Below are 21,824 nucleotides of genomic sequence, written 5' to 3'. Positions count from 1 at the left end.
CGCTCACCAGTTGTACATCGTGCCGTCTTCGAGGCGGTTCACCGGCAGGAAGGCGCGGCTGTATTCGTAGCCGGCGGCCAGTTCCTCATCGATGTCCACGCCCAGCCCCGGCGCGTCGCCGGGATGCATCATGCCGTTCTCGAACGTGTAGGCATGGGGGAAGACCGCGTCGGTCTCGGGCGTGTGGCGCATGTATTCCTGCACGCCGAAGTTCGGCACCGAGAGGTCGAAGTGCAGCGCGGCGGCCATGCAGACCGGCGAGAGGTCGGTGGCGCCGTGGCAGCCGGTACGGATCTGGTAGAGATCGGCCAGCGCGGCAATGCGGCGCAAGTGGGTGATGCCGCCCGCGTGGACCACGGTGGCGCGGATATAGTCGATCAGTTGGTTCTGGATCAGGTCCTTGCAGTCCCAGATCGAGTTGAAGATCTCGCCCACGGCCAGCGGCGCGGTGGTGTGCTGGCGGATCAGCTTGAACGCTTCCTGGTTTTCGGCAGGGGTCGCGTCTTCCAGCCAGAACGGGCGGTAGGGCTCGAGATCCTTGCCGAGACGGCCCGCCTCGATCGGGGTGAGGCGGTGATGGATGTCGTGCAGCAGGTGCACGTCCCAGCCCAGCGCCTCGCGCGCGGCCTTGAACAGTTCGGGCACCACCCGCAGGTACTTCGCGGTGTTCCAGACGTTCTCGGTGGGCAGGTCGGCGTCGGCGGGCTCGTAGAAGTACTTGTCCTTGGAGACGCCGTAAGTCGAGGCCATACCGGGCACGCCGCACTGGAGGCGGATCGCCTTGTAGCCCTGCGCCTGGTAATCGAGCGCAACGTTGATGGTGTCCTCGATCGTCGTGCCGTTGGCATGGCCATAGACCATCACGCCCTCACGGCTCGCACCGCCGAGCAGCTGATACACCGGCAGACCGGCGATCTTGCCCTTGATGTCCCACAGCGCCATGTCGACGGCGGCGATCGCGGTCATCGTCACCGGGCCGCGGCGCCAGTAGGCGCCCTTGTAGAGGTACTGCCAGACGTCCTCGATCCGGTGCGCGTCGCGGCCGATCAGGCAGGGGATCACGTGGTCGGTCAGGTAGCTGGCAACCGACAGCTCGCGGCCGTTGAGCGTGGCGTCCCCGACGCCGGTGGTGCCGTCGTCGCAAGTGATCTTGAGCGTGACGAAATTGCGTCCCGGCGAGGTGATGATGACTTTGGCATCGACAATCTTGGGCATTGCAGGAATCCTCAGGCAATTTCGAGGGTTGTGGTCTTGAGATCGGCGCTGCTGGCGCCGACCATGATGTCGAACAGGCCCGGTTCGACGACTTCGCGCATGGCCTCGTTCCAGAGGCTGAAATCGTCGGGACCAAGGGTAAACTCGATCCGGCGCGTCTCGCCGGGCTTCAATGTCACGCGGCGGAAACCGCGCAGTTCCATGACCGGGCGGGTGACGGATGCGGCCTGGTCGTGGACGTAGAGCTGCACCACTTCATCGCCCGCGCGCTGTCCGGTATTGATCACATCGACAGAAACGGAGACGGTACCCGCCGTGCCGATGCGCGTCGCTGAAAGGCTGGGCTCGCCGATGCGGAACGTGGTGTAGCTGAGCCCGAAACCGAACGGATAGAGCGGCGCGGTTTCGGTGAAGAGATAGCCGCGCTTGGCCGAAGGCTTGTGGTTGTAGAAGAAGGGCACCTGCCCGACGTCCTTGACCACGGTGACCGGCAGCTTAGCGCCCGGATTGACGTCTCCGAACAGTGCCTCGGCCATGGCGGTGCCGCCTTCCTGCCCGAGATACCAGCATTCGAGGATCGCATCGGCCTGCTCGGCCACGGTCGGCCAAGAGGGCGGGCGGCCGTTGAGCGCGACGACGATCACCGGCTTGCCGGTGGCCTTGAGCGCGCGGAACAGTTCGTTCTGCTCGCCCACGAGGTCGAGGTCCGTGCGGTCGCCGAGGTGGTTCCTGGCGTAGCCTTCGCGGCTGGTCTGCTCGGTATCGCCGATGGCGAGCACGATCACGTCGCTGCCCTTGGCGACCTCGACCGCCTCCGCGATCAGCGCGCGATTCTTCGCGGGATCTGCCAGCAGGACTTCATTGGCCGAGCGATCCTCGCTCTGGGTGATGAACACGCCCTGCGCGAAGATGACTTTGGCCTTGCCCGCGACGCGCGTCTTGATACCTTCGACGAGGTTCACGCTCGAACGCGGCTCGGACGAATAGCCGCCGAGACGGGTGACATTGGCGTTCGGCCCGATCACCGCGATGCGCTTCTGCGCGCCCGTCGTCAGCGGCAGGACGCCGCTGTTCTTGAGCAGGCAGATCGACTTGCGCGCCGCTTCCAGTGCCAGCGCGCGAGCTTCGGCATTGGCGGTGAGCTTCGCAGAGGCCTTGGGATCGACCGGCCCCGCCTCGAACATGCCGCCGCGGAACTTCAGCGTCAGCATGTGGCGGCAGGCAGCATCGACCGCCGACAGCGGCACCAGACCCTTGCGCACCTGATCGGCCAGCGTGCGATAGGCCTCGCCGTCCGGCAGGTCGCAATCGACGCCCGCATGCAGGGCGAGGCGCGCCGCGCCCTCGATATCACCGGCAAGGTGGTGGAAGCTCGCCAGTTCGCCGATCGCCGCATAGTCGCTGACCACGGCGCCGTCGAAGCCCCATTCGCCGCGCAGCACGTCGTTCAGCAACCAGCGGTTGGCGTGGCTGGGGATGCCGTCGATCTCGTTGTAGGACGGCATGACGGCGGCGATGCCGGTGCGGCGCACCACTTCGCGGAACGGCGGGAAGAACGAATCGTAAAGCTCGCGCTTGCCGAGCGGGGCCGGGGCGACATTGTTGCCCGCCTCCGGCTGGCCGTGCCCGGTCATGTGCTTGAGCGTGGCGAAGACCTTGCCCTCGCCCAGTTCCTTGCCCGGTCCCTGAAGCCCGCGCACGGCGGCGACGCCCATTTCTCCACAGAGATAGGGGTCTTCGCCGAAGGTTTCCTCGATACGGCCCCAGCGCGGGTCGCGGGCGATGTCCACTACCGGCGAAAGTGCCAGGGTGGAGCCATGGGCACGGACTTCGCGGCCGATCACCGACTGCACGCGCTCCACCAGATCGGTGTCGAAGCTCCCCGCCATGGCGATGGCCTGCGGGAAGCTGGTCGCCTCGGGCGCCATGTAGCCGTGGAGCGATTCCTCATGGAACAGCACCGGAATGCCAAGACGGGTCTGCTCGCGCGCCCACTTCTGCGCGGCGTTGACGAAAGCGATCGTCTCGGCGGGCTTGCGCCAGCGGCCGGTGACTTCGGTGCCGGTGTTGTTGGCCGTGGCCGCGCCGCCGCGGTCGGAGGGGCGGGCAATCTGGCCGATGCCTTCGGGATGGGCCTTGCTGGCGCGGACCGGATCGAAGGCCTGCGAATCGTCCATGATCTCGCGCTTGCGGGTAGAGAGCGTGACGAGCTGGGCCACTTTCTCGTCCAGCGTCATGCGCGCCATCAGATCCTTCACGCGCAAGTCCACCGGAACCTTGGGGTCCTTGTAGAGCGGCGTCGCGGCGCGCGCGGAGACCGGCAGGAAGGCCAGCATCGAGGCGCCAGCGCCCCAGCGCAGCAGTTCGCGGCGCTTGACGGAGGCGGCGATCATGCGCGCACCGCCAAGGATGAAAGGCGCGATCCCGCAAGCGACAGACAAACCGGAAAAATCATCTTCCTCCCCTGCATCCCCGGCCGTTGTTCGGCCCATTTCCCGATCGGGCGGCAAAGTATGTTGCCTGCCTCGAACTATGTGTGTTAGCGGTATCATGCGCGACAACAAACGAGCTTGTCAATGGCATCGACGCGCTAATTGCCTTCGGCCACCGGCCGTCATTATGGGACACAGGGGAGGATGATGAAGAAGCGGCTTCTGACGATCGGCGTATGCGTAACGGCCCTGGGATTCGCGACCGCACCGGCCCTTGCCAACGATGGCTACGACCTCTGGCTGGCTCCTGCGAGCAGCCCTTCCGCCAGCGAAATCCGCGTGATCGGCCAGTCCGAAACGCTGGATCGCGCCGCCGATGAGTTGCGCCGCGATCTCGCCGCCTCGCCGCTTCCGGTGGTTCTGGCCAAGTCGGGCGATACGGCTATCGCCGCACTCCGCCTGCCCACCACCGCGCTGGGCGAGGAAGGCTATCTGGTGCGCGCCGCCACGCTCGATGGCCGCAGGACGCTGATCGTCACCGGCAAGACCGACCGCGCCGTGCTCTACGGCGCCTTCGCGCTGATCCGCGCGCAGAAGACCGGCGCCGATCTGGCATCGATAGACATCCAGTCCACCCCGAAGATCGGCCTGCGCGTGCTCAACCACTGGGACAATCTCGACGGCTCGGTGGAGCGCGGCTACGCGGGACAGTCCTTGTGGGACTGGTGGACCCTGCCGGACTTCAAGGACCCGCGCTACACGGACTATGCCCGCGCCAACGCCGCGCTGGGCATCAACGGGATCGTCCTCAACAACGTCAACGCCAAGCCCGAAAGCCTGACCGCGCCCTATATCGCCAAGGCCAAGGCGCTGGCCGAAGTGTTCCGCCCCTGGGGCATCAAGGTCTATCTCTCCGCCCGCTTCTCAGCCCCGATCGAGATCGGCCACCTCAAGAGCGCCGACCCGCTCGACCCCGAGGTAGCGGCATGGTGGAAGGCCAAGAGCGACGAGATCTACCGCGAAATTCCCGATTTCGGCGGTTTCCTGGTCAAGGCCAACAGCGAAGGCCAGCCCGGCCCGCGCGACTATCACCGCAGTCATGCGGAAGGCGCCAACATGCTGGCCGCCGCCGTCGCGCCGCATAACGGCATCGTCATGTGGCGCGCCTTCGTCTATGCCGAGACCGATCCGGACGACCGCGCCAAGCAGGCCTATACCGAGTTCAAGCCGCTCGACGGCAAGTTCGCCGACAACGTGCTGGTGCAGGTCAAGAACGGCGCCATCGACTTCCAGCCGCGCGAGCCGTTCCATCCGCTGTTCGGCGCCATGCCGAAGACGCCGATGATGCTGGAACTCCAGATCACCAAGGAATACCTCGGCTTCGCCACCCACCTCGCCTATCTCGGCACCATGTTCGAGGAAGTGCTGGAGGCCGACACCCGCGCCAAGGGCAAGGGATCGACGGTGGCCAAAGTGGTGGACGGCTCGCTCTACGGCCATAAGCTCAGCGGCATTGCCGGTGTCGCCAATGTCGGGCGCGACCGGGATTGGTCGGGTTCGACTTTCAATCAGGCCAACTGGTATGCCTTCGGCCGCCTCGCCTGGGATCCGACGCTCTCGGCTGATGTCATCGCCCGCGAATGGGCGCAGCAGACCTTCGGCAACGATCCGCGCGTAACCGATACGGCAGTGAAGATGATGATGGCCTCTCGCGAGGCGGTGGTCGATTATACCGGGCCGTTCGGGCTCGCCCATCTCATGGGCACCGGCCACCATTACGGCCCCGGTCCGTGGATCAGCGATCTCGCCCGTCCGGAATGGAACCCGGTCTACTACCACAAGGCGGACCGGAACGGCATCGGCTTCGACCGCACGAAGACCGGCAGCAACGCCGTCGCCCAATACGAACCCGCCGTCGCGAAGATGCTGGCCGATCCGCGCACGACGCCGGAAAGCGAACTGTTGTGGTTCCATCACCTGCCGTGGGACTGGAAGATGAAATCCGGCCATACGCTCTGGCAGGACATGGTCGCGCATTACGACCGCGGCGTGGCCACAGTCGCGCAGATGCAGGCGGAATGGCAGGGCGTGAAAAGCCTCGTCGATGCCGAGCGCTGGCAGAAGACTGCCAGCTACCTCCAGATCCAGCACAACGAAGCCAAGTGGTGGCGTGATGCCAGCCTGGCCTACTGGATGTCGGTCAACGGCCTGCCTTTGCCCGTGGGCGTAGCCGCGCCCGAGCATGATCTGGCCTGGTACAAGGCCCAGGACTTCCCGCTTGCCCCCGGACATCCGCACTGATCAGCGTTCGATGGTTGCGCTATCACCTGAAATTGTGGTGTTAGCGTATATTCCCCGGCGCTCCGTGCGAGCGCCGGGACTCCATTGGGGGACGAGATGAGCAGCCAGACCAGAGTTCCGCGCAAGCAGCGCGCCAGCGCCAAGATCGACGACGTCGCGCGTCTGGCCGGTGTCTCGCCGATGACGGTCAGCCGTGTCATCAACAAGGGCGCTAATGTCCGCGAGGAGACCCGCCGCAAGGTGGAAGCCGCCATCGCGGAACTGAACTACGCGCCCAGCAACGCCGCGCGTATTCTGGCAGGCGGCGAGGACATCAGGATCGGCCTGCTTCACTCGAACCCGAGTTTCGCCTACCTCAGCGAATTCCTCGTCGGCGCACTGGAGGAAACCAGCACGGCGAATGCCCAGCTTCTGGTCAAGCCCTGCAACGAGGAAGGCGGCGAGGCCAAGGCGGTGGAGAAGCTGCTGCGCACCCGCATCGACGGCGTGATCCTGCCGCCGCCGCTCAGCGATTCTCCCGCCGTGCTGGAAGCCCTGCGCCATGCCGACGTTCCGGTGGTCGCCGTCGCCACGGGCCGCGCGCCGGAATGGGCGCTCTCGGTGAGCATCGACGACCGCGAGGCGGCTTTCACGATGACCCATCACCTGGCCGCACTCGGTCATTGCCGGATCGGCTTCATCACCGGTCATCCCAACCAGACCGCCAGCGCCGAGCGACTCGACGGCTACCGCGAGGCACTTGCGGCGCTGCATCTGCCGTTCGACCCGGCGCTGGTGGCGCAGGGCTACTTCACCTATCGCTCCGGGCTGGAAGCGGCGACGCAACTGCTTGACCTCGCCGTGCCGCCAACCGCGATCTTCGCCTCCAACGACGACATGGCGGCGGCCACCGTGACCGTGGCCCACCGCCGGGGCCTGGACGTGCCGCGCCAGCTCACGGTCTGCGGCTACGACGATACCGCGCTGGCCGTCTCGGTCTGGCCCGAACTGACGACGATCCGCCAGCCCACCACCGATATGGCGCGCCGCGCCGTACGCCTGCTGATCGCCGAAATCCGCTCGCGCAATGCCGGAACATCGGCAGGCCAGCATCCGCACGTCGTCGCGGAATTCAAGCTGATCCGCCGGGATTCGGACGCCGGTCCCGCCGCCTGATGCTTGCTCCAGCGGCATGAAAAACGCCCCTTGCGACGGATCGCAAGGGGCGTTTTTAGTTCGACTTGACGATGCAGGAGACCCGCAGGCCTCCCACGATCGCTTCAACCTTCCATTTCTTCCAGCTCGCGGCCCTTGGTTTCGTTGACCATGGCACGCACGAAGAAGAACGAGACCGCCGCGAAGAACGCATAACCGGTGTAGGTCACGGCAAGGCCGGGGCTGACGGCCAGCGCCGGGAAGCTCACCGAGACCGCCGCATTGGCGATCCACTGCGCGAAGCCCGCAACCGCGAGGCCGGAGCCGCGGATCTGGTTGGGGAACATCTCGCCGAGCATGACCCACATGATCGGGCCCCAGCTCATATTGAAGAAGATCACGTAGAGATTGGCGGCGACCAGCGCGATCACGCCGTTGTTGCCGGGCAGCGAGACCGCGCCGTCGGCGCCGGTCACGGCGGTGGAAAAGGCATAGGCTACGGTCGCCAGAGTTACGGCCATGCCCGCCGAGCCGATCAGCAGCAGCGGCTTGCGGCCGATCCGGTCCACCAGCGCGATCGTCGCGAGGCAGGCGCCGATCGAGAGAACGCCGGAGAGGATATTGGTCTGCAGCGCATAGTCTTCCGAGAAGCCGACCGCTTCCCACAGAGTTGCACCGTAGTAGAACACCACGTTGATGCCGACGAGCTGCTGGAACACAGCGAGGCCGATGCCCGCCCAGACGATCGGGCGAATGCGGCCGCTGGCCTTGTCGATCAGGTCCGAGAGCTTCGGCTTGTGGTGATCGGCGGCGAGGCTCGCCCGGATTTCGGCGACCTTGCGGTCGGCCTCTTCGGTGCCGAACAGCTTGGTCAGCACGGCGTGAGCGCGTGGTTCCTGCCCCTTGACCACCAGGTAGCGCGGGCTTTCGGGGATGATGAGCAGCGCGAAGAAGTAGATCGCGGCGGGGATCGACTGGAGCCAGAACATCCAGCGCCATGCCGGAAGGTCGAGCCACAGCGCTTCGGTGGAGCCACCGGCGAAGCGCGCGAGCACGAAGTTCGCGACGAAGGCGCCGGTCAGACCGGTGATGATCATCACCTGCTGCACGCTCGACAGACGGCCGCGAATGGCGGCGGGCGTCACTTCCGAGATATAGACCGGCGAGATGACGCTGGCCGCGCCGACGCCAAGGCCGCCGACGATGCGCGCAAGGATGAAGATGACCGAGGAACCGGCCGCGCCGGCCACCAGCGCGCTGACGAAGAACAGCACGGCAGAGAGCATCATCACGCCGCGGCGGCCGATGACGTCGGCCATGCGACCGGCAGCGAAGGCGCCGATCGACGAGCCGACCAGGATCGCACCGACATTGAAGCCGATGCCGAGCTTGCCGAGATCGAAGGCAGCCTCAAGCCCCTTCTGGGTGCCGTTGATAACACCGGAATCGTAGCCGAACATGAATCCGCCGATCGTGGCGACGGCCACGATGGCGATGATGAACGCCATGTTGATCCGGCTTTCCGAACCAATCGCTGGCCCAGTCTGCGCCGCAGTCATTCCTCTTTCCCCTTCATCGAGATGCGCGATATTATTTTTGGCGCCCGAAATCAGTTGCCGGGACTTAGCTGTTGGCGGGGGACACCGGCAAGCCGGAAACGCCCGGATCGAAAGCAAAAACATCGCCCGCGAGCGGTTGCTGTTCCAGCTCCGCTGCGGAAAGCCCCTTGCGCGCCGTGGTGGCATAGGCCGTGCCGAGGTCCGGACCGCCGAAAGCGATCTTCGTGATATTGGCGACCGGGAACTTCACGGTTGCCATCAGCTTGCCCGCCGGGTCGTAGCGACGCACGCCCCAGCCGCCGAACAGGCCGGTCCAGAGGCAGCCCTCGGCATCGATCACGCAGCCGTCGGGCCAGCCCGCGCCGTCCTCGATGGTGACGAACAGCTCGGGCTTGCCGAGCGTGCCGTCCTCATCGGCGGCGACGCGCCAGATCGTCTTGCCCAGCGTGTCGGTGTGCCAGAGCGTCCGCCCGTCGGCGCTGATCGCGGGACCATTGGTGATGACCACTTCGGGCAGCCCGGCATGGGTGCAATGCCCCTTGTCGAGCCGGTAAAGCGCGCCCGAAGCCTCGGTCTCGTCGTCGTGCATCGAGCCCAGCCAGATGCGGCCCGCAGGATCGGTGGCGGCATCGTTCAGCCGGTTGTCCGGACGGGTCGGCTCCGGGTCGTGCAGCAGCGAGAAGGTGCCGGTTTCCGGGCTGAAGCGATGCAGCCCGGTCTTGACCCCGGCGATCATGTCGCCGCGCTCGGTCGGCAGCGCCCAGCCGATCTGGTCGGGCGCATGCCACATGTCGAGCATGCCCGTCGCCGGATCGTGCCGGTAGAGCCGGTGCTCCTTGATGTCGACGAACCACAGGCGGTCGCCGGTCCAGACCGGCCCCTCGCCCAGCGTGGCGCCGATGGAGAGGACGGATTCCGGCTTCATCTCAACGCCACCCGGCATCGACGAAGTAGTCGTGGCCAGTGCACATGGCGCCGTCGTCCGAGGCCAGGAACAGGCAGAGCGCGGCGACGTCGGCAGGCTGGATGCGCGCCTTCAGGCACTGCGCGGCCATGATCTCGGCCTCGCCCTCGGGCGTGTACCACTGCTTCTGGCGAGGGGTGTCGACATTGCCCGGAACGATCGTGTTGACGCGGATATTGTCCGCGCCCAGATCGCGCGCCATCGCGCGGGTCATACCCTCGATGGCCGCCTTGGCTGTCTGGTAGAGCACGAGGTCGGGCAGGCCGAGGTGCCAGCTGATCGAACCGAAGTTCAGGATCACGCCCGAGCCTTGCGCCTTCATGCCGGGCAGCACCGCCTGGGCGACGAAGAACTGGTGCCGCAGGTTGGTGGCCATGCGATCGTCCCAATAGGCGGGCGTCACGTCGTCGATCGTGTGGCGATCGTCGTTGGCGGCATTGTTGAGCAGCACGTCGACGCCGCCCAGCAGGCCCGAAAGCTCGGCCATGGTCGCGGCGGTGGCGTCAAGGTCGCGAAGGTCGCAGGCGCGGAAATGCGTGCCCGGCAGCGAGGCCGAAAGCGCCTCGCCGGCGGCAGCATTGATGTCCACGAAAGCGATCTGGGCGCCTTGCGCGGCGAAAGCCTCGACAAGGCCCGCACCGATGCCGGTGCCGCCGCCCGTGATGACCACGCGCTTGCCCTTGAGGCTGGGATAGATGGCGGAATGTTTGGTCATGGATGGGCCTTCATCAAGCCTTGAGCAGGCCGCGCGAGAGCAGGTTGGCATAGAGCGCGGTAATGCCGGTGCGCCAGGACGCCGCATCGCGCGAGGTAACGACACGGTTCCGGAGCTGGCCCAGCTTGTCGCTCTCGATGGTGACGACGTCGCCCACCTTGTGGGTGAAGCCGCGGCCTTCCTCGTCGCGGTCCTGCACGGGCGCGAAGAGCGTGCCGAGGAACAGCACGAAACCGTCGGGGTACTGATGTTCACTCAGCGTCTGGCGCACGAGGTCCAGCGGATCACGGCTGATCTCGGCCATGTTGCTGGTGCCGCGCAGCACGAACTGGTCCTCGCCGGTGATCGAGAGGCGCACTTCGGCGACGCGCACGTCGTCTATTGTGAAGCTCTCGTCGAAGATGCGGACGAGCGGACCAAGCGAGCAGGAGGCGTTGTTGTCCTTGGCCTTGCCCAGCAGCAGGGCCGAGCGACCCTCGAAATCGCGCAAGTTGACGTCGTTGCCGAGCGTGGCGCCGACCGCCTTGCCGTCGCTGCCGACCAGCAGGGCGATTTCGGGTTCGGGGTTGTTCCAGCTCGAATCCGAGCGCACGCCGATCTCGGCACCGACGCCGACGGTGGAGAGCACCGGCGACTTGGTGAAGACTTCCGCGTCGGGACCGATCGCGACTTCGAGGTACTGCGACCAGAGGCCGTCCTCGATCAGCGCGGCCTTGAGCGCGGCGGCAGCTTCGGAGCCGGGCACGACCGAGCGGATCTGGCCGCCGATGCGCGCTTCCAGACGCTCGCGAATGGCGGCGGCGGCGCTCCAGTCACCACGGGCGCGCTCTTCGATCACGCGCTCGATGGCGGAGGTGGCGAACGTGACGCCGCAGGCCTTCACGCACTGAAGGTCGACCGGGCTGAGCAGGTTCACGGCCTCGGGATCGAAAGCGCCGAGGTTCTTGCCGCCGGTGCCGGAGAAGTCACCCGCCTCGACCAGCGCCGAGACAGTCGGCACCACGGCGGACATGTCGATCAGCTCGCCGCGAACGACGAGAATCGGGCTAGGCCCTTCGCCGAAATCGGCGCGCCCCAGAAAAATACCGGAAGTCCAGTCGGCAGGCATCAACGACATGCAGTATCGGGATTCGCCACGGATTCCCCCTCCCATGTTTCTTTGAGTGATAGCGCTACCAATTGTCGGATCGGGGGGTTTTGTCAAGACCGATCGAGCAGGCGCGAAACAGACGGGCGGGAAGCCCTCCGCAACATTTCAGAATACGGGGCAAAATCGGCGGCGGAATGCCGGGTTCAGAGGAAAGAGGGGGGCGACCCCGCTCCTGCCCTGCGAGGGTGCCGATCCGGTTCGGCGAGGCCGCCGCCCGGCAACCGCTCAGACCCGCGCCGCCGTGAAGCCAGCCGTTGAAGCGCTCTCGTGGAAATCACCCGGATGCCGCCTTCGGAGATGGCGCACCACTTGCCGTGCTCGGCCAGTTCGGCATCGAGGTCGAAACCATCGGGAACCACGGCATCGGCCAGGACGATCGCATTGGAGATCTTCACCGCCCGCCCGATCCTGGCACCCGGCAGCAGCACGACATTGCGCAAGATCGATCCGAAGCCGATCGCACGACGGTCTCCCAGTCCGTGGAGGACAGGATGTTCGAGCGGCCATGTGGGATCGAGCGGCAGCGAGCCGTCGAGCAATTGCCGCTGCACGCCGTGATAGGCATCGAGCGTGCCGAGATCCCGCCACAGCGGCTCCCGCCCCTGGCGTCCGGGCAAGGCATAGGCGAAGGCGGTACCGCAGGAAACGAGTGCCGGAACGATGTGCCTGCCGAAGTCGAGATCGGCCACGGTGCCTTCGATCTCCTTCAGCAAATCGCGCAGGAGCGGCCATGCGAAAACGTAGATGCCCATGGAAGCGAGGGCGAAGCCCGGCCGGTCGGGCGCTGGCGGGGCAATGAACGGCTTCTCGACGAAAGCGGTAATGCGATAGGCGGAATCGACTTCGAGCACGCCCAGCCCGGTCGCCTGGTCCTGCGGGACATGGACCACGCCCAGCGTCACTTCGGCGCCGGTGGCGATATGACGGTCCACGAAGGGTCGGTAGTCCATCTGGTAGAGATGGTCCCCGGCCAGGATCACCACATGGCGCGGCGCGATCAGATCGATCTCGTCAATAACGCAGGAAACGGCGGCCGCGGTGCCTTCGTAAGGGCCATAGTCCGCGCCGTCGAGGATTGAAATATCCGCCTGCGCGGCTTCGGCCTGCCAGCTTTCCAGCAGATGGCGATGAAGCGTATCGGGCTGGTACTGGGTCAGCACCATAGCCTCGCCGAAGCCGGAATTGACCACGTTGGCGAGAGTGAAGTCGATCAGCCGCGCATGGGGACCAATCGGCAGCGCCGGTTTCGCCTCGTGATCGGTCAGATCGTGGAGACGACTTCCCCGGCCGCCCGCCAGAACGATCGCGAGAACATTTCCGTTACGGTCTTCAGAACTGGCACGGCCCATTCGCCCCTCTTCGCAGCAGCATTCCTGCGCTGCCTAATTCCTGAGGAAAGGCCCCGGTTCCGCCACATCGCGCACGGTTCGTCGCATTCGCGGTACTCCGTTCAGGCGCCCCTGAACTGCGATTTTTGGATGTGCGTGATGCGGCAGGCGAGATCGGCCTCCCCCGAGGCGACGATATAGTGGTCTCCAGCGTCAGCGATTCCCGTCGTGAAAACAACATCGTGAAGGTACATCTGCGCCGCCAGCGACTGGGTGAGTGCCGGATTCGCCTCGATCAGCGACCCGTTTCCGGTGCGCAGGACGCAGGAAGGGTCGTCGCGGTCGAGGATCGACCAGTAGGTGCGATAGATGCCGACGATTTCCTTCGGCTCCACCCCGTGCCAGAGCGTCAGCCAACCCTCGTCAGTAAGGATCGGCGGCGCGCCCCCACCCATGCGCGCGGTGGCCGGCATATCCGAACGCGGCCGGATGCCGGGCTTGCGGCAGGGCTTCCAGAACCTGGCGTCCGGCGAATGAGCGAGGTTGATCGACGGCCCCGCGTGCCATTCGCTGCCGGGCGGATAGGCGAAGTAGAGGTCGCCCAAGGGCCGCGTCTGCGCCCAGTAATGCCCGCCAATCAGGCCCTCGAAGATCAGCATGTCCTTGTTCTGGTGATCAAGCACGATATCCTCGAAGCGCCAGTCCAGCCCGTTTTCGGAAGTATAGAGCGTCGTCGACTGGCGCTCCGGACTGACCGAGCAGGTCGTCATCAACCAGCTTTCGCCCACCTTGCTGATCCGCGCATCCTCCACGCCGTAGCATTGCAGGCTGCTGCGCGGCGCCACGGCACGGTCGTAATGGACGGCGATCACTCGCAGTCCCTCGGCATCGAGTTCGACCGGCAGCAGCCAGGACAGCGAAGTCAGCGCCATGACCTTCCAGCCGCCGCCGCGCAGCATGAACTTGCGGGGATCGGCGGTGTCGGCATGTTCGAGCGGCCAGGCGTCGAGAACGTAGCGCCCCTCGGTTCCTTCCTCACCCTCCCAGCGGATGGCGTGGATATGGCCGTTCCGGATCGGCTCGCGCAGGGCCTCGGCCACGCGGACCATCATCAGCAGATTGCCGGAAGCGAGCCTTGTCAGGCCGGGATTGAACGCGCCCAGCACATAAGTATCTGCCTCCAGATGACCGGCCAGGGGAGAGCGAGCGAGGTCCACGTCGTCGGGTACGAAGACGAGGCGGTCGTTCGGGAAAGGGGCTGGCATCGTCGCGAACTCTCCCGAAGGCAAGCCGAAGCAAGCGGAACAGGGCTTTTCGCAAAGCTAACGCATCGGAAGGCACACGGTGCCCGCCCGGCTTCCAAACCCCCTCCTCGAAGGCAGGCCGGTTGACGTTCGAACGGGTCTGCCCCTAGTCGAAAGCAATATCTGCCGGGAACAAATTCATCGGCATGGCCATTGATCCGGCTTGCAGGATGTCCGCCCGGAAACCCGGCGCGGCATTTGTGCAAGGTCGCTTTGGCGGATCGCCCGATCGGCGGGACCATGCTCTCCACGGGCATCCCGCCGGTAGCACACCAGAACGAAGAGTACCCATGGCTGCAAGCACCCCCTCCCCCACCGGAACCCCCACGTCCCCTCCCCAGCCTGCCGCACCCGACGTGCAGGCGCAGATTCAGGATCTCACCCACTCGACGCTGGGCTGGTTCCAGACCTACTGGCTCCAGATCATCATCGCCGGAGCCATCGCCTTCGGTATCGTCACCGCGCTCTATGCCTTGCGCAGGCTCGGCGCCCGGCTTTGCCGACCCGGCCAGACGGGCGGCGCCTGGCTGACCGTGGTGGGCCGGGTGGCGGCCAAGACCACCAATTATTTCATCATCATGGTCGCCATCAAGGTCGTCGACAACTACGCCCAGACCCCGCCGATGCTGGACAATCTGGTGACGTTCCTGTTCACCGTCGCCGCCGTGCTGCAATGCGCGATCTGGGCGCGCGAGCTGATCCTCGGCGCCATCGAGCACAAGACCGCCAGCGAGCATTTCCAGGGCGAGACGATCATCAATGCCATGGGCCTGATCCGGCTGCTGGTGAGCGTGGTGGTCTTTGCGGTCGCCGCCGTGGTCCTGCTGGATAACCTCGGCGTCAACGTCACCGGTCTCGTCGCCGGTCTCGGTGTCGGCGGCATCGCCATCGGCCTCGCCGCACAGGGCATCTTCGCCGACCTTTTCGCGGCGCTGGCGATCATCTTCGACCGGCCTTTCAGCAAGGGCGACCAGATCAGCTACGGCACCAGCAGCGGCACGATCGAGGCGATCGGCCTCAAGTCCACCCGCATCCGCGCCTATACCGGCGAGCTGCGCGTGATCTCCAACAAGGCCCTGCTCGATCAGGAACTGCTGAACGTCACCAAGCGCGACCACATCCGGATGCCGTTCTCCATCGGCGTGGCCTACGAAACGCCGCCCGAAACGCTGGCACGGGTTCCCGCCATCCTCAAGGAACTGGTCGAAGCCGAGGGCGCCAAGGCCGCGCGGGCCGGATTCGAGACTTTCGGCGCCAGTTCGCTGGACTTCACTCTGCTGGTCGACGTTCCGGGCACAGACTGGTCGGTCGCCCACCCGCTGCGCGACCGCCTGCTGGTGGCGATCATGAAACGCTTCGCGGCCGAGGGGATCTCGATCCCCTATCCCACCCAGACCACTTTCACGGCGGCACCGGACGGCAGGCTCATCATGCCCTACCTGGACGGCGCGAGTACCCTGAGCGTCGAACGGACCTGAATGCACGAAAGCCCCGGCCGCTATCACGGCCGGGGCTTAGCCCAAACCTTCAAGCAGGTTCAGGTAACGGAAACGTCCTGACGGTCCATCGCCAGCGACAGCTCTCGCACGGCCGCCACTTCCACAGGATCGCCCAGTACGACGCCGACGCGCTGGTGCAGGCCGATCGCCTCGACATCGAGAATCCGATCGCGCCCGTCGGTGGCGGCACCGCCGGCCTGTTCCATCAGCATGGCCATCGGATTGGCTTCATAGAGCAGGCGCAGGCGCGCCTTGCCCGGCTTGGCATAGTCCGACGGGTAGAGGAACACGCCGCCGCGCTTGAGGATGCGGTGCACGTCCGCCACCATCGAGCCGGTCCAGCGCATGTTGTACTGGCCTGCCAGCGGCCCTTCCACACAGCCCACGCGATCGTCGATATAGCGCGTGATGCCCGGCGACCACTGGCTGCGACGCGCCATGTTGATCGCGACTTCGGGCGTGCCGGAGGTGACCTTGAGCGGCCCGTCGGTCATGCGCCAGGCACCGACTTCGCGGTCGAGCGTGAACTCGTAGACGCCGGTGCCGATAGTCAGCACCAGCAGTGTCTGCGGGCCGTAGATCGCATAACCGGCGGCGACCTGCTCATGCCCCTTCTGGAGGAAGTCCTCTTCGGTCACTTCGCGACCCGATGCGCCTTCCGGTGCCTTGAACACCGAGAAGATCGTACCGACCGAAAGATCGACGTCGATATTGCTCGAACCGTCGATCGGATCGTAGAGCAGCAGATATTCGCCCTTGGGATAGCGACCCGGAATGCGGTGGATGGTTTCCATCTCTTCCGACGCCAGGGCGGCGAGGTGACCGCCCCACTCGTTGGCATCGACCAGCAGGTCATTGGCGATGACATCCAGCTTCTTCTGCACTTCGCCCTGGACGTTCTCGGAGCCGAGGCTGCCGAGCACATCACCCAGCGCGCCCTTGGAGATCGCCTGGGCGATCACCTTGCAGGCGCGGGCGACAGTCTCGATCAGGAGGCGCAGTTCGGCGGGACAGGCGGAATTGGGCTCCCGTTGCTGTTCTATCAGAAAACGGGTGAGCGTAGTCGGCTTCATGGTCGGTTCCCTGCCTGGCGGTATTGGAGGCGATGACGGCCTGAAAGTGTGGGACGCGGCGGCACGGCGGCCTCCGGTCCGGCATCCTTAGACCAAGCCGCGCCCCGCGACCATCGGCAAACGCCGGAATGAAGGATTAGAAAGGCAGACTTTTTCGCATGATCGACAGCAGAAGATCCTGGACGCGATAGTGAGGGCAAGAACAATGTTCTCTTCCACCTCGCACCGGAGAGTGGTATCCTGCCCTCAACCGCCACAGAGCGGATGAACAGGAGAGCGCCATGGAACGTCTGGAAGCCGTGTTTTGCGTCTGCGAGTTCAGGGCCTTGTGCGCCGCAGTGTGCTGCTCGGGCAGCGTCGCACTTGTCACGATTCTGCTGCTGACCTGAATTCTCGCAGTTTTACCTGTCTTCGGGACAAGTACCGCCCAGCGTGCTGGGCGCGCCCATCTCGACGATGCGCTCGTTCAGGGTCGTGAGAATCGAGAGGAACTTCTCCAGGTCCCGTTCCGAAAGGCACGCGAAGAATTCCGAGGCGAACACGTCCCGGTGAGGCTCGACCTCCCGAATGACGCCGCGCCCTGCCTCCGTCAACTTGATCCGCTTGGCCCGCCGATCGCTCGGGTCCGGGTTGCGGACGACCAGTCCGTCCCGCTCCAGCCCGTCCACCGCCTCGGTCACCGTGCGCGGCGCCTGACCGAGTGCATCGGCAATGTCGGTCGAGCGCATTTCCCCGCAACGTTCTATCAGCAATAGAAGTTTCAGCTGGGCGAGGGACGCGCCCTGCGCCCGCATCCGATCATTGAAGAGCCGGTGCATCCGCAAGTGCAGATCGCGCATCTGTTCGAGAACGTCCTGCTGGATGCTCATGGCAAGAAATATTGTGGGACCATATCAAATGGCATTGCCAGATGCATCGCGGCAGTGCAAGTGCGGGACATATCACTGCTGCGATGCAGCAATAAGGCACGAGTAGAAACCGATGGCAAACGACGTGACCGAGTCGCAGGAAAGCCCCTCCGCGCAGAAAAGTTCCCGCACGCGCTTCGTGCTGCTGGCCGGGGTGGCCGTGGCGATAGTCGCAGGCGGTGCCTGGCTGCTCCACTACGAGACCCGCGGCAAGTATCTGCAGGATACCAACGACGCCTATATCCAGGCCGATGCGGTCACCGTCTCGCCCCGGATTTCCGGCTATGTCGATGCCGTGCTGGTGGGTGACAACCAGAACGTGAAGGCCGGGCAACCGCTCGTGCGCATCGACCCACGCGACTATGACGCGCAGGCCCAGCAATATAAGGCCCAGATCGACGTCGCCAAGGCCAATGCCGAGAACGTCCGCGCCGGAATCAGCGAGCAGGAAGCCGGAATCGCCCAGGCCCGCGCCCAGCTCGCCTCGGCCGAGGAAGACGCCCGCTATGCCGAGCGCGAGGCCGCCCGCTACGCCCCGCTCGCAGCCAGCGGCGCCGAAACGAAGCAGCAGCTTGCGTCCTTGCGCAACCAGGCCGCCAAGGCCCGCGCCGCTGCCGACGCCCAGCGCGCCGCCCTGCTTTCGGCCGAGCGACGGATCGGCTCGCTCAAGGCGCAGATCCGTCAGGCCGAGGCCCAGGGCGAAGCCGCCAAGGCCCAGCTGGCCGCCGCCCACGTCAATGTCGGCGCCACCGTGCTCAAGGCCAGCGTCGACGGCCGCATCGGCGATCGCACCGTGCGCGCCGGGCAGTTCGTACAGGCCGGCACGCGGCTGATGTCGGTCGTGCCGCTGAACAAGCTCTATGTCACGGCCAACTTCAAGGAAACGCAGATCGGTCTGATGTATGCCGGCCAGCCTGCGACGATCGAAGTCGATGCGCTGGACGGCACCAAGATCGCCGGACACGTCGAAAGCATATCGCCGGGCACGGGCGCGCAGTTCTCGCTGCTGCCGCCGCAGAACGCCACCGGCAACTTCACCAAGATCGTCCAGCGCGTCCCCGTGCGCATCGCTATCGACGCCGGACCGGAAGCCCGCCGCGTGCTGGTGCCCGGTCTCTCGGTGACGGTCACTGTCGACACGATCTCGGCCAAAGGCGCGCAGCACAGCATCGCTCAGGAAGAGAAGGCCCTGCGGGACAAGCGCCCGTGAGCACGGCTCCCGCTCTTTCCGGGAGCGCCCCCGTGCCGGAACAGCGTGCCGATGCCGCCGCCTGGCTGGCGGTTGCGGCGGGCACGCTGGGCGCGCTGATGGCGACGCTCGACGTCTCCATCGTCAACAGTTCGCTGCCCACGATCCAGGGCGAGATCGGCGCCAGCGGCACCGAGGGCACCTGGATCGCCACGGCCTACCTGGTGGCGGAAATCGTCATCATCCCGCTATCCGGCTGGCTTGAGCGCCTGCTCGGCCTGAGGACGCTGCTGCTCGTGGCTTCGGCGCTGTTCACGCTGTTCTCGATGATGTGCGGGCTTTCCACCACGCTGCCGATGATGATCGTCGGCCGCATCGGTCAGGGCTTCACCGGAGGCGCGCTGATTCCCACGGCGATGACCATCGTGGCGACACGGTTGCCCCGCGCGCAGCAGCCGATCGGCAATGCCCTGTTCGGCGCCACCGCCCTGCTCGGCCCGGTGGTCGGCCCGGTGCTGGGCGGCTGGCTGACCGAGAACGTCAGCTGGCACTATGCCTTCTTCCTGAACCTGCCGGTCGGCATCGCGCTGGCGACGCTGCTGCTGGTCGCGATTCCCCACCAGAAGTCCAACCTCAGCCTCATTCGCGAGGCTGACTGGCTGGGCATCGTCGGCCTTGCGCTCGGCCTCGGTGGGCTGACCGTGGTGCTGGAGGAAGGCGAGCGCGAACAGTGGTTCTCCTCCGAGCTGATCGTCATGCTGACGGGAGTCACGATCCTCGGACTGGTCATGATCGGCCTGGGCCAGGTCTTCGCGCGCAAGCCGGTCATCAAGCTCAGGCTCCTGCTCGACCGGCAGTTCGGCAGCGTCGTCGCCATGGTCACCGTGGTCGGCATGGTGATCTACGGCACCTCCTATGTGATCCCGCAGTTCCTCTCGACGATTGCGGGCTACAACTCGCTGCAATCGGGGCAAGTGGTGATGCTCTCGGGCATTCCCGTCATGATGATGATGCCGGTGACGCCGTGGCTGATCCGCAATGTCGACATCCGGCTTTCGGTCGGCTTCGGACTCTCGGTCCTGGCGCTTAGCGCCTTTCTGGAAACCGGCCTCACGCCGCTCTCGGACGGCGGGGATTTCGTCGAATCCCAGCTCATGCGCGGCATGGGCACGGTGTTCTGCATGATGTTCCTGAACCAGGCGGCGATCCGCTCGGTGCCCAAGGAAGAGGCGGGCGACGCCTCGGGTCTCTACAACGCCGCACGCAATCTCGGCGGCTCCTTCGCGCTGGCGGGAATCGCGGTGATCCAGGACCAGCGCCTCTGGCTCCATGCGCGGCGGCTGGAGGAGAGCCTGAATGCCAACTCCGTCGCCGTGCAGGACTATGTGACCGCCCAAGGCGCCGGAGTCCTGCGCTCGCTCGAATCGACGATCCAGATCCAGTCGCTGACGATGACTTACGCCGACATGTTCTGGATGATGTCGGTAGGCATTGTCTTCGTCATTCCGCTCGTTCTGTTCCTTCGCCCGCTGCCCAAGAATGCACCGCTGGCGACCGGACATTGAGGTACACCATGCGCTCCTATTTCCTGCTGCCTCTCGTGACCGGCATTCTGGCGGGCTGTACCGTTGGGCCGAACTATGCCGGTCCGCCCAAGGCCGTTCCCGATGCCGCGACGCCGGCCGCCTTCGTGCGCGCCGATGGCGCTGCCGTGACCGAGGCCCCGCCGGTCGCGGACTGGTGGAAACCGCTCGGCGATCCGCTGCTGAACGACCTGATCGCCCGCGCGCTCGCGAACAACACCGACGTCAAGGCCGGTGAGGCCCGCCTGCGCCAGGCCCGCGCCGCGCTCGGCGAGCAACGCGCCAATCTCGCGCCCAAGGCCAATGCCTCCGCCGTCTATGCCCATGCCCATGTGCCGGGTCTCGACCTTGGATCCGGCGACAGCGGCTCGGGATCGGGCGAGCAGAGCGGTGGAAGCGGCAGCAGCGACTTCAACCTCTACAACCTCGGCTTCGATGCCAGCTGGGAAATCGACCTGTTCGGCGGCCAGCGCCGCGCCGTGGAAGCCGCCCGCGCCGGCCTCGAAGGCGCGGAGGCCAGCCTTGCCGACGTGCAGGTGAGCCTATCGGCCAATGTCGCGCAGTCCTACCTGAACTTGCGCGACCGCCAGCAGCGCATCGCGCTGGGCGAGCAGTCGATCGCGCTTCAGGAAGAAGCGCTCGGCCTGACCCGCCAGCGTTTCGAGCGCGGCACCGCCACCGCCATGGACGTGGCGCAGGCGGAAGGCCAGCTTGCTTCCACCCGCGCCCAGATCGCCCCCCTTGCCGCCGAGCGCGACGCCTACATGAACGCGCTGGCAGTGCTGACCGCGCAGGAGCCGGGCGCGCTCGATGCAAGCCTTGCTGCCGCCGGCGAAATCCCGCTGCCGCCCGCCTCGGTACCGATCGGCGATCCTGCCCGCCTGATCGCCAACCGCCCCGACATCCGCGCGGCGGAACGCGAACTCGCCGCCGATACCGCCAAGATCGGCCAGGCCGAGGCCGCACGCTTCCCGCGCCTCTCGTTCATGGGACTGATCGGCATCGGCGGCACCAAGATCGGCGATCTCGGCAAGCTCGACGATTTCACCGCGATCGCGGCGCCGCAGCTCAGCTGGAGCTTCCTCGATTTCGGTCGCAACAAGGCCAAGGTCCGCCAGTCCGAAGCCGTGCGCGATGAAGCCGAGGCCCGCTATCGCGGCACCGTGCTGACCGCGCTGCGCGATGCCGAGGACTCGCTGGCACGCTACCGCGAAGGCCGCGTCACCGTCGCCGCGCTCGCCCGCGCGCGGGACAAGGCAGCACTGGCCGAAAGCCTGACCGAACAGCGCTTCCGGGCGGGAACCACCACCAGGGTCGCCCTGCTCAAGGCGCGGGACGACCGGAACGGTGCGGAACAGAACCTCGTCTCCGCCCGCGCAACGCTGACGGCGGACTACGTGGCGATCCAGAAGGCACTGGGGCTAGCCTGGAAATAATTGGCCTGGAAATAAAAAGAAGGCTCCCCGGCCA

The 21,824-nt window shown here is 65.9% G+C and carries 16 protein-coding genes; 6 read left to right on the top strand and 10 right to left on the bottom strand.

Annotation, left to right across the window (positions count from 1 at the left end; translation table 11 throughout):
• Nucleotides 1-3: 3 nt before the first annotated feature.
• Nucleotides 4-1,215 carry a D-mannonate dehydratase ManD gene (manD, locus tag AC4D6D_RS21360; RefSeq protein WP_491327532.1) on the bottom strand — a complete coding sequence of 404 codons (1,212 nt, stop codon included), beginning with the start codon at nt 1,213-1,215 and terminating at the stop codon, nt 4-6.
• Between the two features lie 11 nt (nt 1,216-1,226).
• Nucleotides 1,227-3,608, bottom strand: a complete 2,382-nt coding sequence (locus tag AC4D6D_RS21355; protein WP_491327531.1) for a glycoside hydrolase family 3 N-terminal domain-containing protein — start codon at nt 3,606-3,608, stop codon at nt 1,227-1,229.
• 243 nt (nt 3,609-3,851) lie between these two features.
• Between AC4D6D_RS21355 and AC4D6D_RS21350 the strand changes: the two genes are divergently transcribed.
• Together AC4D6D_RS21350 and AC4D6D_RS21345 are read left to right on the top strand one after the other, a co-directional pair.
• Nucleotides 3,852-5,948, top strand: a complete 2,097-nt coding sequence (locus AC4D6D_RS21350; protein WP_491327530.1) for an alpha-glucuronidase family glycosyl hydrolase — start codon at nt 3,852-3,854, stop codon at nt 5,946-5,948.
• 96 nt (nt 5,949-6,044) lie between these two features.
• Nucleotides 6,045-7,103, top strand: coding sequence for a LacI family DNA-binding transcriptional regulator (locus AC4D6D_RS21345; RefSeq protein ID WP_491327529.1), 1,059 nt, complete (start codon nt 6,045-6,047; stop codon nt 7,101-7,103).
• 104 nt (nt 7,104-7,207) lie between these two features.
• Here AC4D6D_RS21345 and AC4D6D_RS21340 read toward each other — a convergent pair whose 3' ends face one another.
• From AC4D6D_RS21340 to AC4D6D_RS21315, 6 genes are all read right to left on the bottom strand, one after another.
• A complete protein-coding gene (locus AC4D6D_RS21340; RefSeq protein ID WP_491327528.1) occupies nt 7,208-8,764 on the bottom strand; it encodes a sugar porter family MFS transporter in 1,557 nt (518 codons plus the stop codon).
• Nucleotides 8,706-9,566: an SMP-30/gluconolactonase/LRE family protein gene (locus AC4D6D_RS21335; RefSeq protein WP_491327527.1), complete on the bottom strand. Its 861-nt coding sequence runs from the start codon at nt 9,564-9,566 to the stop codon at nt 8,706-8,708. Before AC4D6D_RS21335 ends, AC4D6D_RS21340 begins: the two co-directional genes overlap by 59 nt.
• 1 nt (nt 9,567) lies before the next feature.
• Complete coding sequence (gene xylB / locus AC4D6D_RS21330; RefSeq protein ID WP_334184180.1) at nt 9,568-10,320, bottom strand: D-xylose 1-dehydrogenase; 753 nt, start codon at nt 10,318-10,320, stop codon at nt 9,568-9,570.
• 13 nt (nt 10,321-10,333) lie between these two features.
• Complete coding sequence (locus AC4D6D_RS21325) at nt 10,334-11,437, bottom strand: fumarylacetoacetate hydrolase family protein (protein WP_491327526.1); 1,104 nt, start codon at nt 11,435-11,437, stop codon at nt 10,334-10,336.
• A gap of 176 nt (nt 11,438-11,613) precedes the next feature.
• Nucleotides 11,614-12,819, bottom strand: a complete 1,206-nt coding sequence (locus tag AC4D6D_RS21320; protein ID WP_491327525.1) for a sugar phosphate nucleotidyltransferase — start codon at nt 12,817-12,819, stop codon at nt 11,614-11,616.
• A gap of 101 nt (nt 12,820-12,920) precedes the next feature.
• The gene (locus AC4D6D_RS21315; protein WP_491327524.1) at nt 12,921-14,063 is read right to left on the bottom strand and encodes a glycoside hydrolase family 130 protein; all 1,143 of its coding nucleotides are present in this window, start codon (nt 14,061-14,063) and stop codon (nt 12,921-12,923) included.
• Nucleotides 14,064-14,392: 329 nt separating this feature from the next.
• On the opposite strand from AC4D6D_RS21315, the gene AC4D6D_RS21310 reads away from it, so the two are divergent.
• Nucleotides 14,393-15,580 (top strand): mechanosensitive ion channel family protein, encoded by a 1,188-nt coding sequence (locus AC4D6D_RS21310; RefSeq protein ID WP_491327523.1) that lies wholly within the window; start codon nt 14,393-14,395, stop codon nt 15,578-15,580.
• Between the two features lie 59 nt (nt 15,581-15,639).
• Here the strand turns inward: AC4D6D_RS21310 and AC4D6D_RS21305 are convergent, their stop codons facing one another.
• Complete coding sequence (locus tag AC4D6D_RS21305; protein ID WP_491327522.1) at nt 15,640-16,674, bottom strand: class 1 fructose-bisphosphatase; 1,035 nt, start codon at nt 16,672-16,674, stop codon at nt 15,640-15,642.
• Nucleotides 16,675-17,075: 401 nt separating this feature from the next.
• Nucleotides 17,076-17,543, bottom strand: a complete 468-nt coding sequence (locus AC4D6D_RS21300; protein WP_491327521.1) for a MarR family winged helix-turn-helix transcriptional regulator — start codon at nt 17,541-17,543, stop codon at nt 17,076-17,078.
• Nucleotides 17,544-17,655: 112 nt separating this feature from the next.
• Here AC4D6D_RS21300 and AC4D6D_RS21295 point away from each other — a divergent pair, with 112 nt between their 5' ends.
• The 3 genes from AC4D6D_RS21295 to AC4D6D_RS21285 are packed head-to-tail and all read left to right on the top strand — an operon-like array spanning nt 17,656 to nt 21,790.
• Complete coding sequence (locus tag AC4D6D_RS21295) at nt 17,656-18,792, top strand: HlyD family secretion protein (RefSeq protein WP_491327520.1); 1,137 nt, start codon at nt 17,656-17,658, stop codon at nt 18,790-18,792.
• Complete coding sequence (locus tag AC4D6D_RS21290; protein WP_147217418.1) at nt 18,789-20,336, top strand: MDR family MFS transporter; 1,548 nt, start codon at nt 18,789-18,791, stop codon at nt 20,334-20,336. The genes AC4D6D_RS21295 and AC4D6D_RS21290 overlap by 4 nt, the downstream gene beginning before the upstream one ends.
• A gap of 8 nt (nt 20,337-20,344) precedes the next feature.
• Nucleotides 20,345-21,790, top strand: coding sequence for an efflux transporter outer membrane subunit (locus AC4D6D_RS21285; protein WP_491327519.1), 1,446 nt, complete (start codon nt 20,345-20,347; stop codon nt 21,788-21,790).
• Nucleotides 21,791-21,824 lie beyond the last annotated feature (34 nt).

The organism is Novosphingobium sp. BF6, assembly GCF_058273105.1.
The sequence above is the reverse complement of the archived record's forward strand: the minus strand, read 5'-3'. Positions and strand labels throughout refer to the sequence as shown.

What these genes read in the sequence shown, in the direction of transcription:
- manD (WP_491327532.1), bottom strand. Translation starts at nt 1,215, where the DNA reads ATGCCCAAGATTGTCGATGCCAAAGTCATCATCACCTCGCCGGGACGC.
- AC4D6D_RS21355 (WP_491327531.1), bottom strand. Translation starts at nt 3,608, where the DNA reads ATGATCGCCGCCTCCGTCAAGCGCCGCGAACTGCTGCGCTGGGGCGCT.
- AC4D6D_RS21350 (WP_491327530.1), top strand. Translation starts at nt 3,852, where the DNA reads ATGATGAAGAAGCGGCTTCTGACGATCGGCGTATGCGTAACGGCCCTG.
- AC4D6D_RS21345 (WP_491327529.1), top strand. Translation starts at nt 6,045, where the DNA reads ATGAGCAGCCAGACCAGAGTTCCGCGCAAGCAGCGCGCCAGCGCCAAG.
- AC4D6D_RS21340 (WP_491327528.1), bottom strand. Translation starts at nt 8,764, where the DNA reads ATGTTTTTGCTTTCGATCCGGGCGTTTCCGGCTTGCCGGTGTCCCCCG.
- AC4D6D_RS21335 (WP_491327527.1), bottom strand. Translation starts at nt 9,566, where the DNA reads ATGAAGCCGGAATCCGTCCTCTCCATCGGCGCCACGCTGGGCGAGGGG.
- xylB (WP_334184180.1), bottom strand. Translation starts at nt 10,320, where the DNA reads ATGACCAAACATTCCGCCATCTATCCCAGCCTCAAGGGCAAGCGCGTG.
- AC4D6D_RS21325 (WP_491327526.1), bottom strand. Translation starts at nt 11,437, where the DNA reads ATGTCGTTGATGCCTGCCGACTGGACTTCCGGTATTTTTCTGGGGCGC.
- AC4D6D_RS21320 (WP_491327525.1), bottom strand. Translation starts at nt 12,819, where the DNA reads ATGGGCCGTGCCAGTTCTGAAGACCGTAACGGAAATGTTCTCGCGATC.
- AC4D6D_RS21315 (WP_491327524.1), bottom strand. Translation starts at nt 14,063, where the DNA reads ATGCCAGCCCCTTTCCCGAACGACCGCCTCGTCTTCGTACCCGACGAC.
- AC4D6D_RS21310 (WP_491327523.1), top strand. Translation starts at nt 14,393, where the DNA reads ATGGCTGCAAGCACCCCCTCCCCCACCGGAACCCCCACGTCCCCTCCC.
- AC4D6D_RS21305 (WP_491327522.1), bottom strand. Translation starts at nt 16,674, where the DNA reads ATGAAGCCGACTACGCTCACCCGTTTTCTGATAGAACAGCAACGGGAG.
- AC4D6D_RS21300 (WP_491327521.1), bottom strand. Translation starts at nt 17,543, where the DNA reads ATGAGCATCCAGCAGGACGTTCTCGAACAGATGCGCGATCTGCACTTG.
- AC4D6D_RS21295 (WP_491327520.1), top strand. Translation starts at nt 17,656, where the DNA reads ATGGCAAACGACGTGACCGAGTCGCAGGAAAGCCCCTCCGCGCAGAAA.
- AC4D6D_RS21285 (WP_491327519.1), top strand. Translation starts at nt 20,345, where the DNA reads ATGCGCTCCTATTTCCTGCTGCCTCTCGTGACCGGCATTCTGGCGGGC.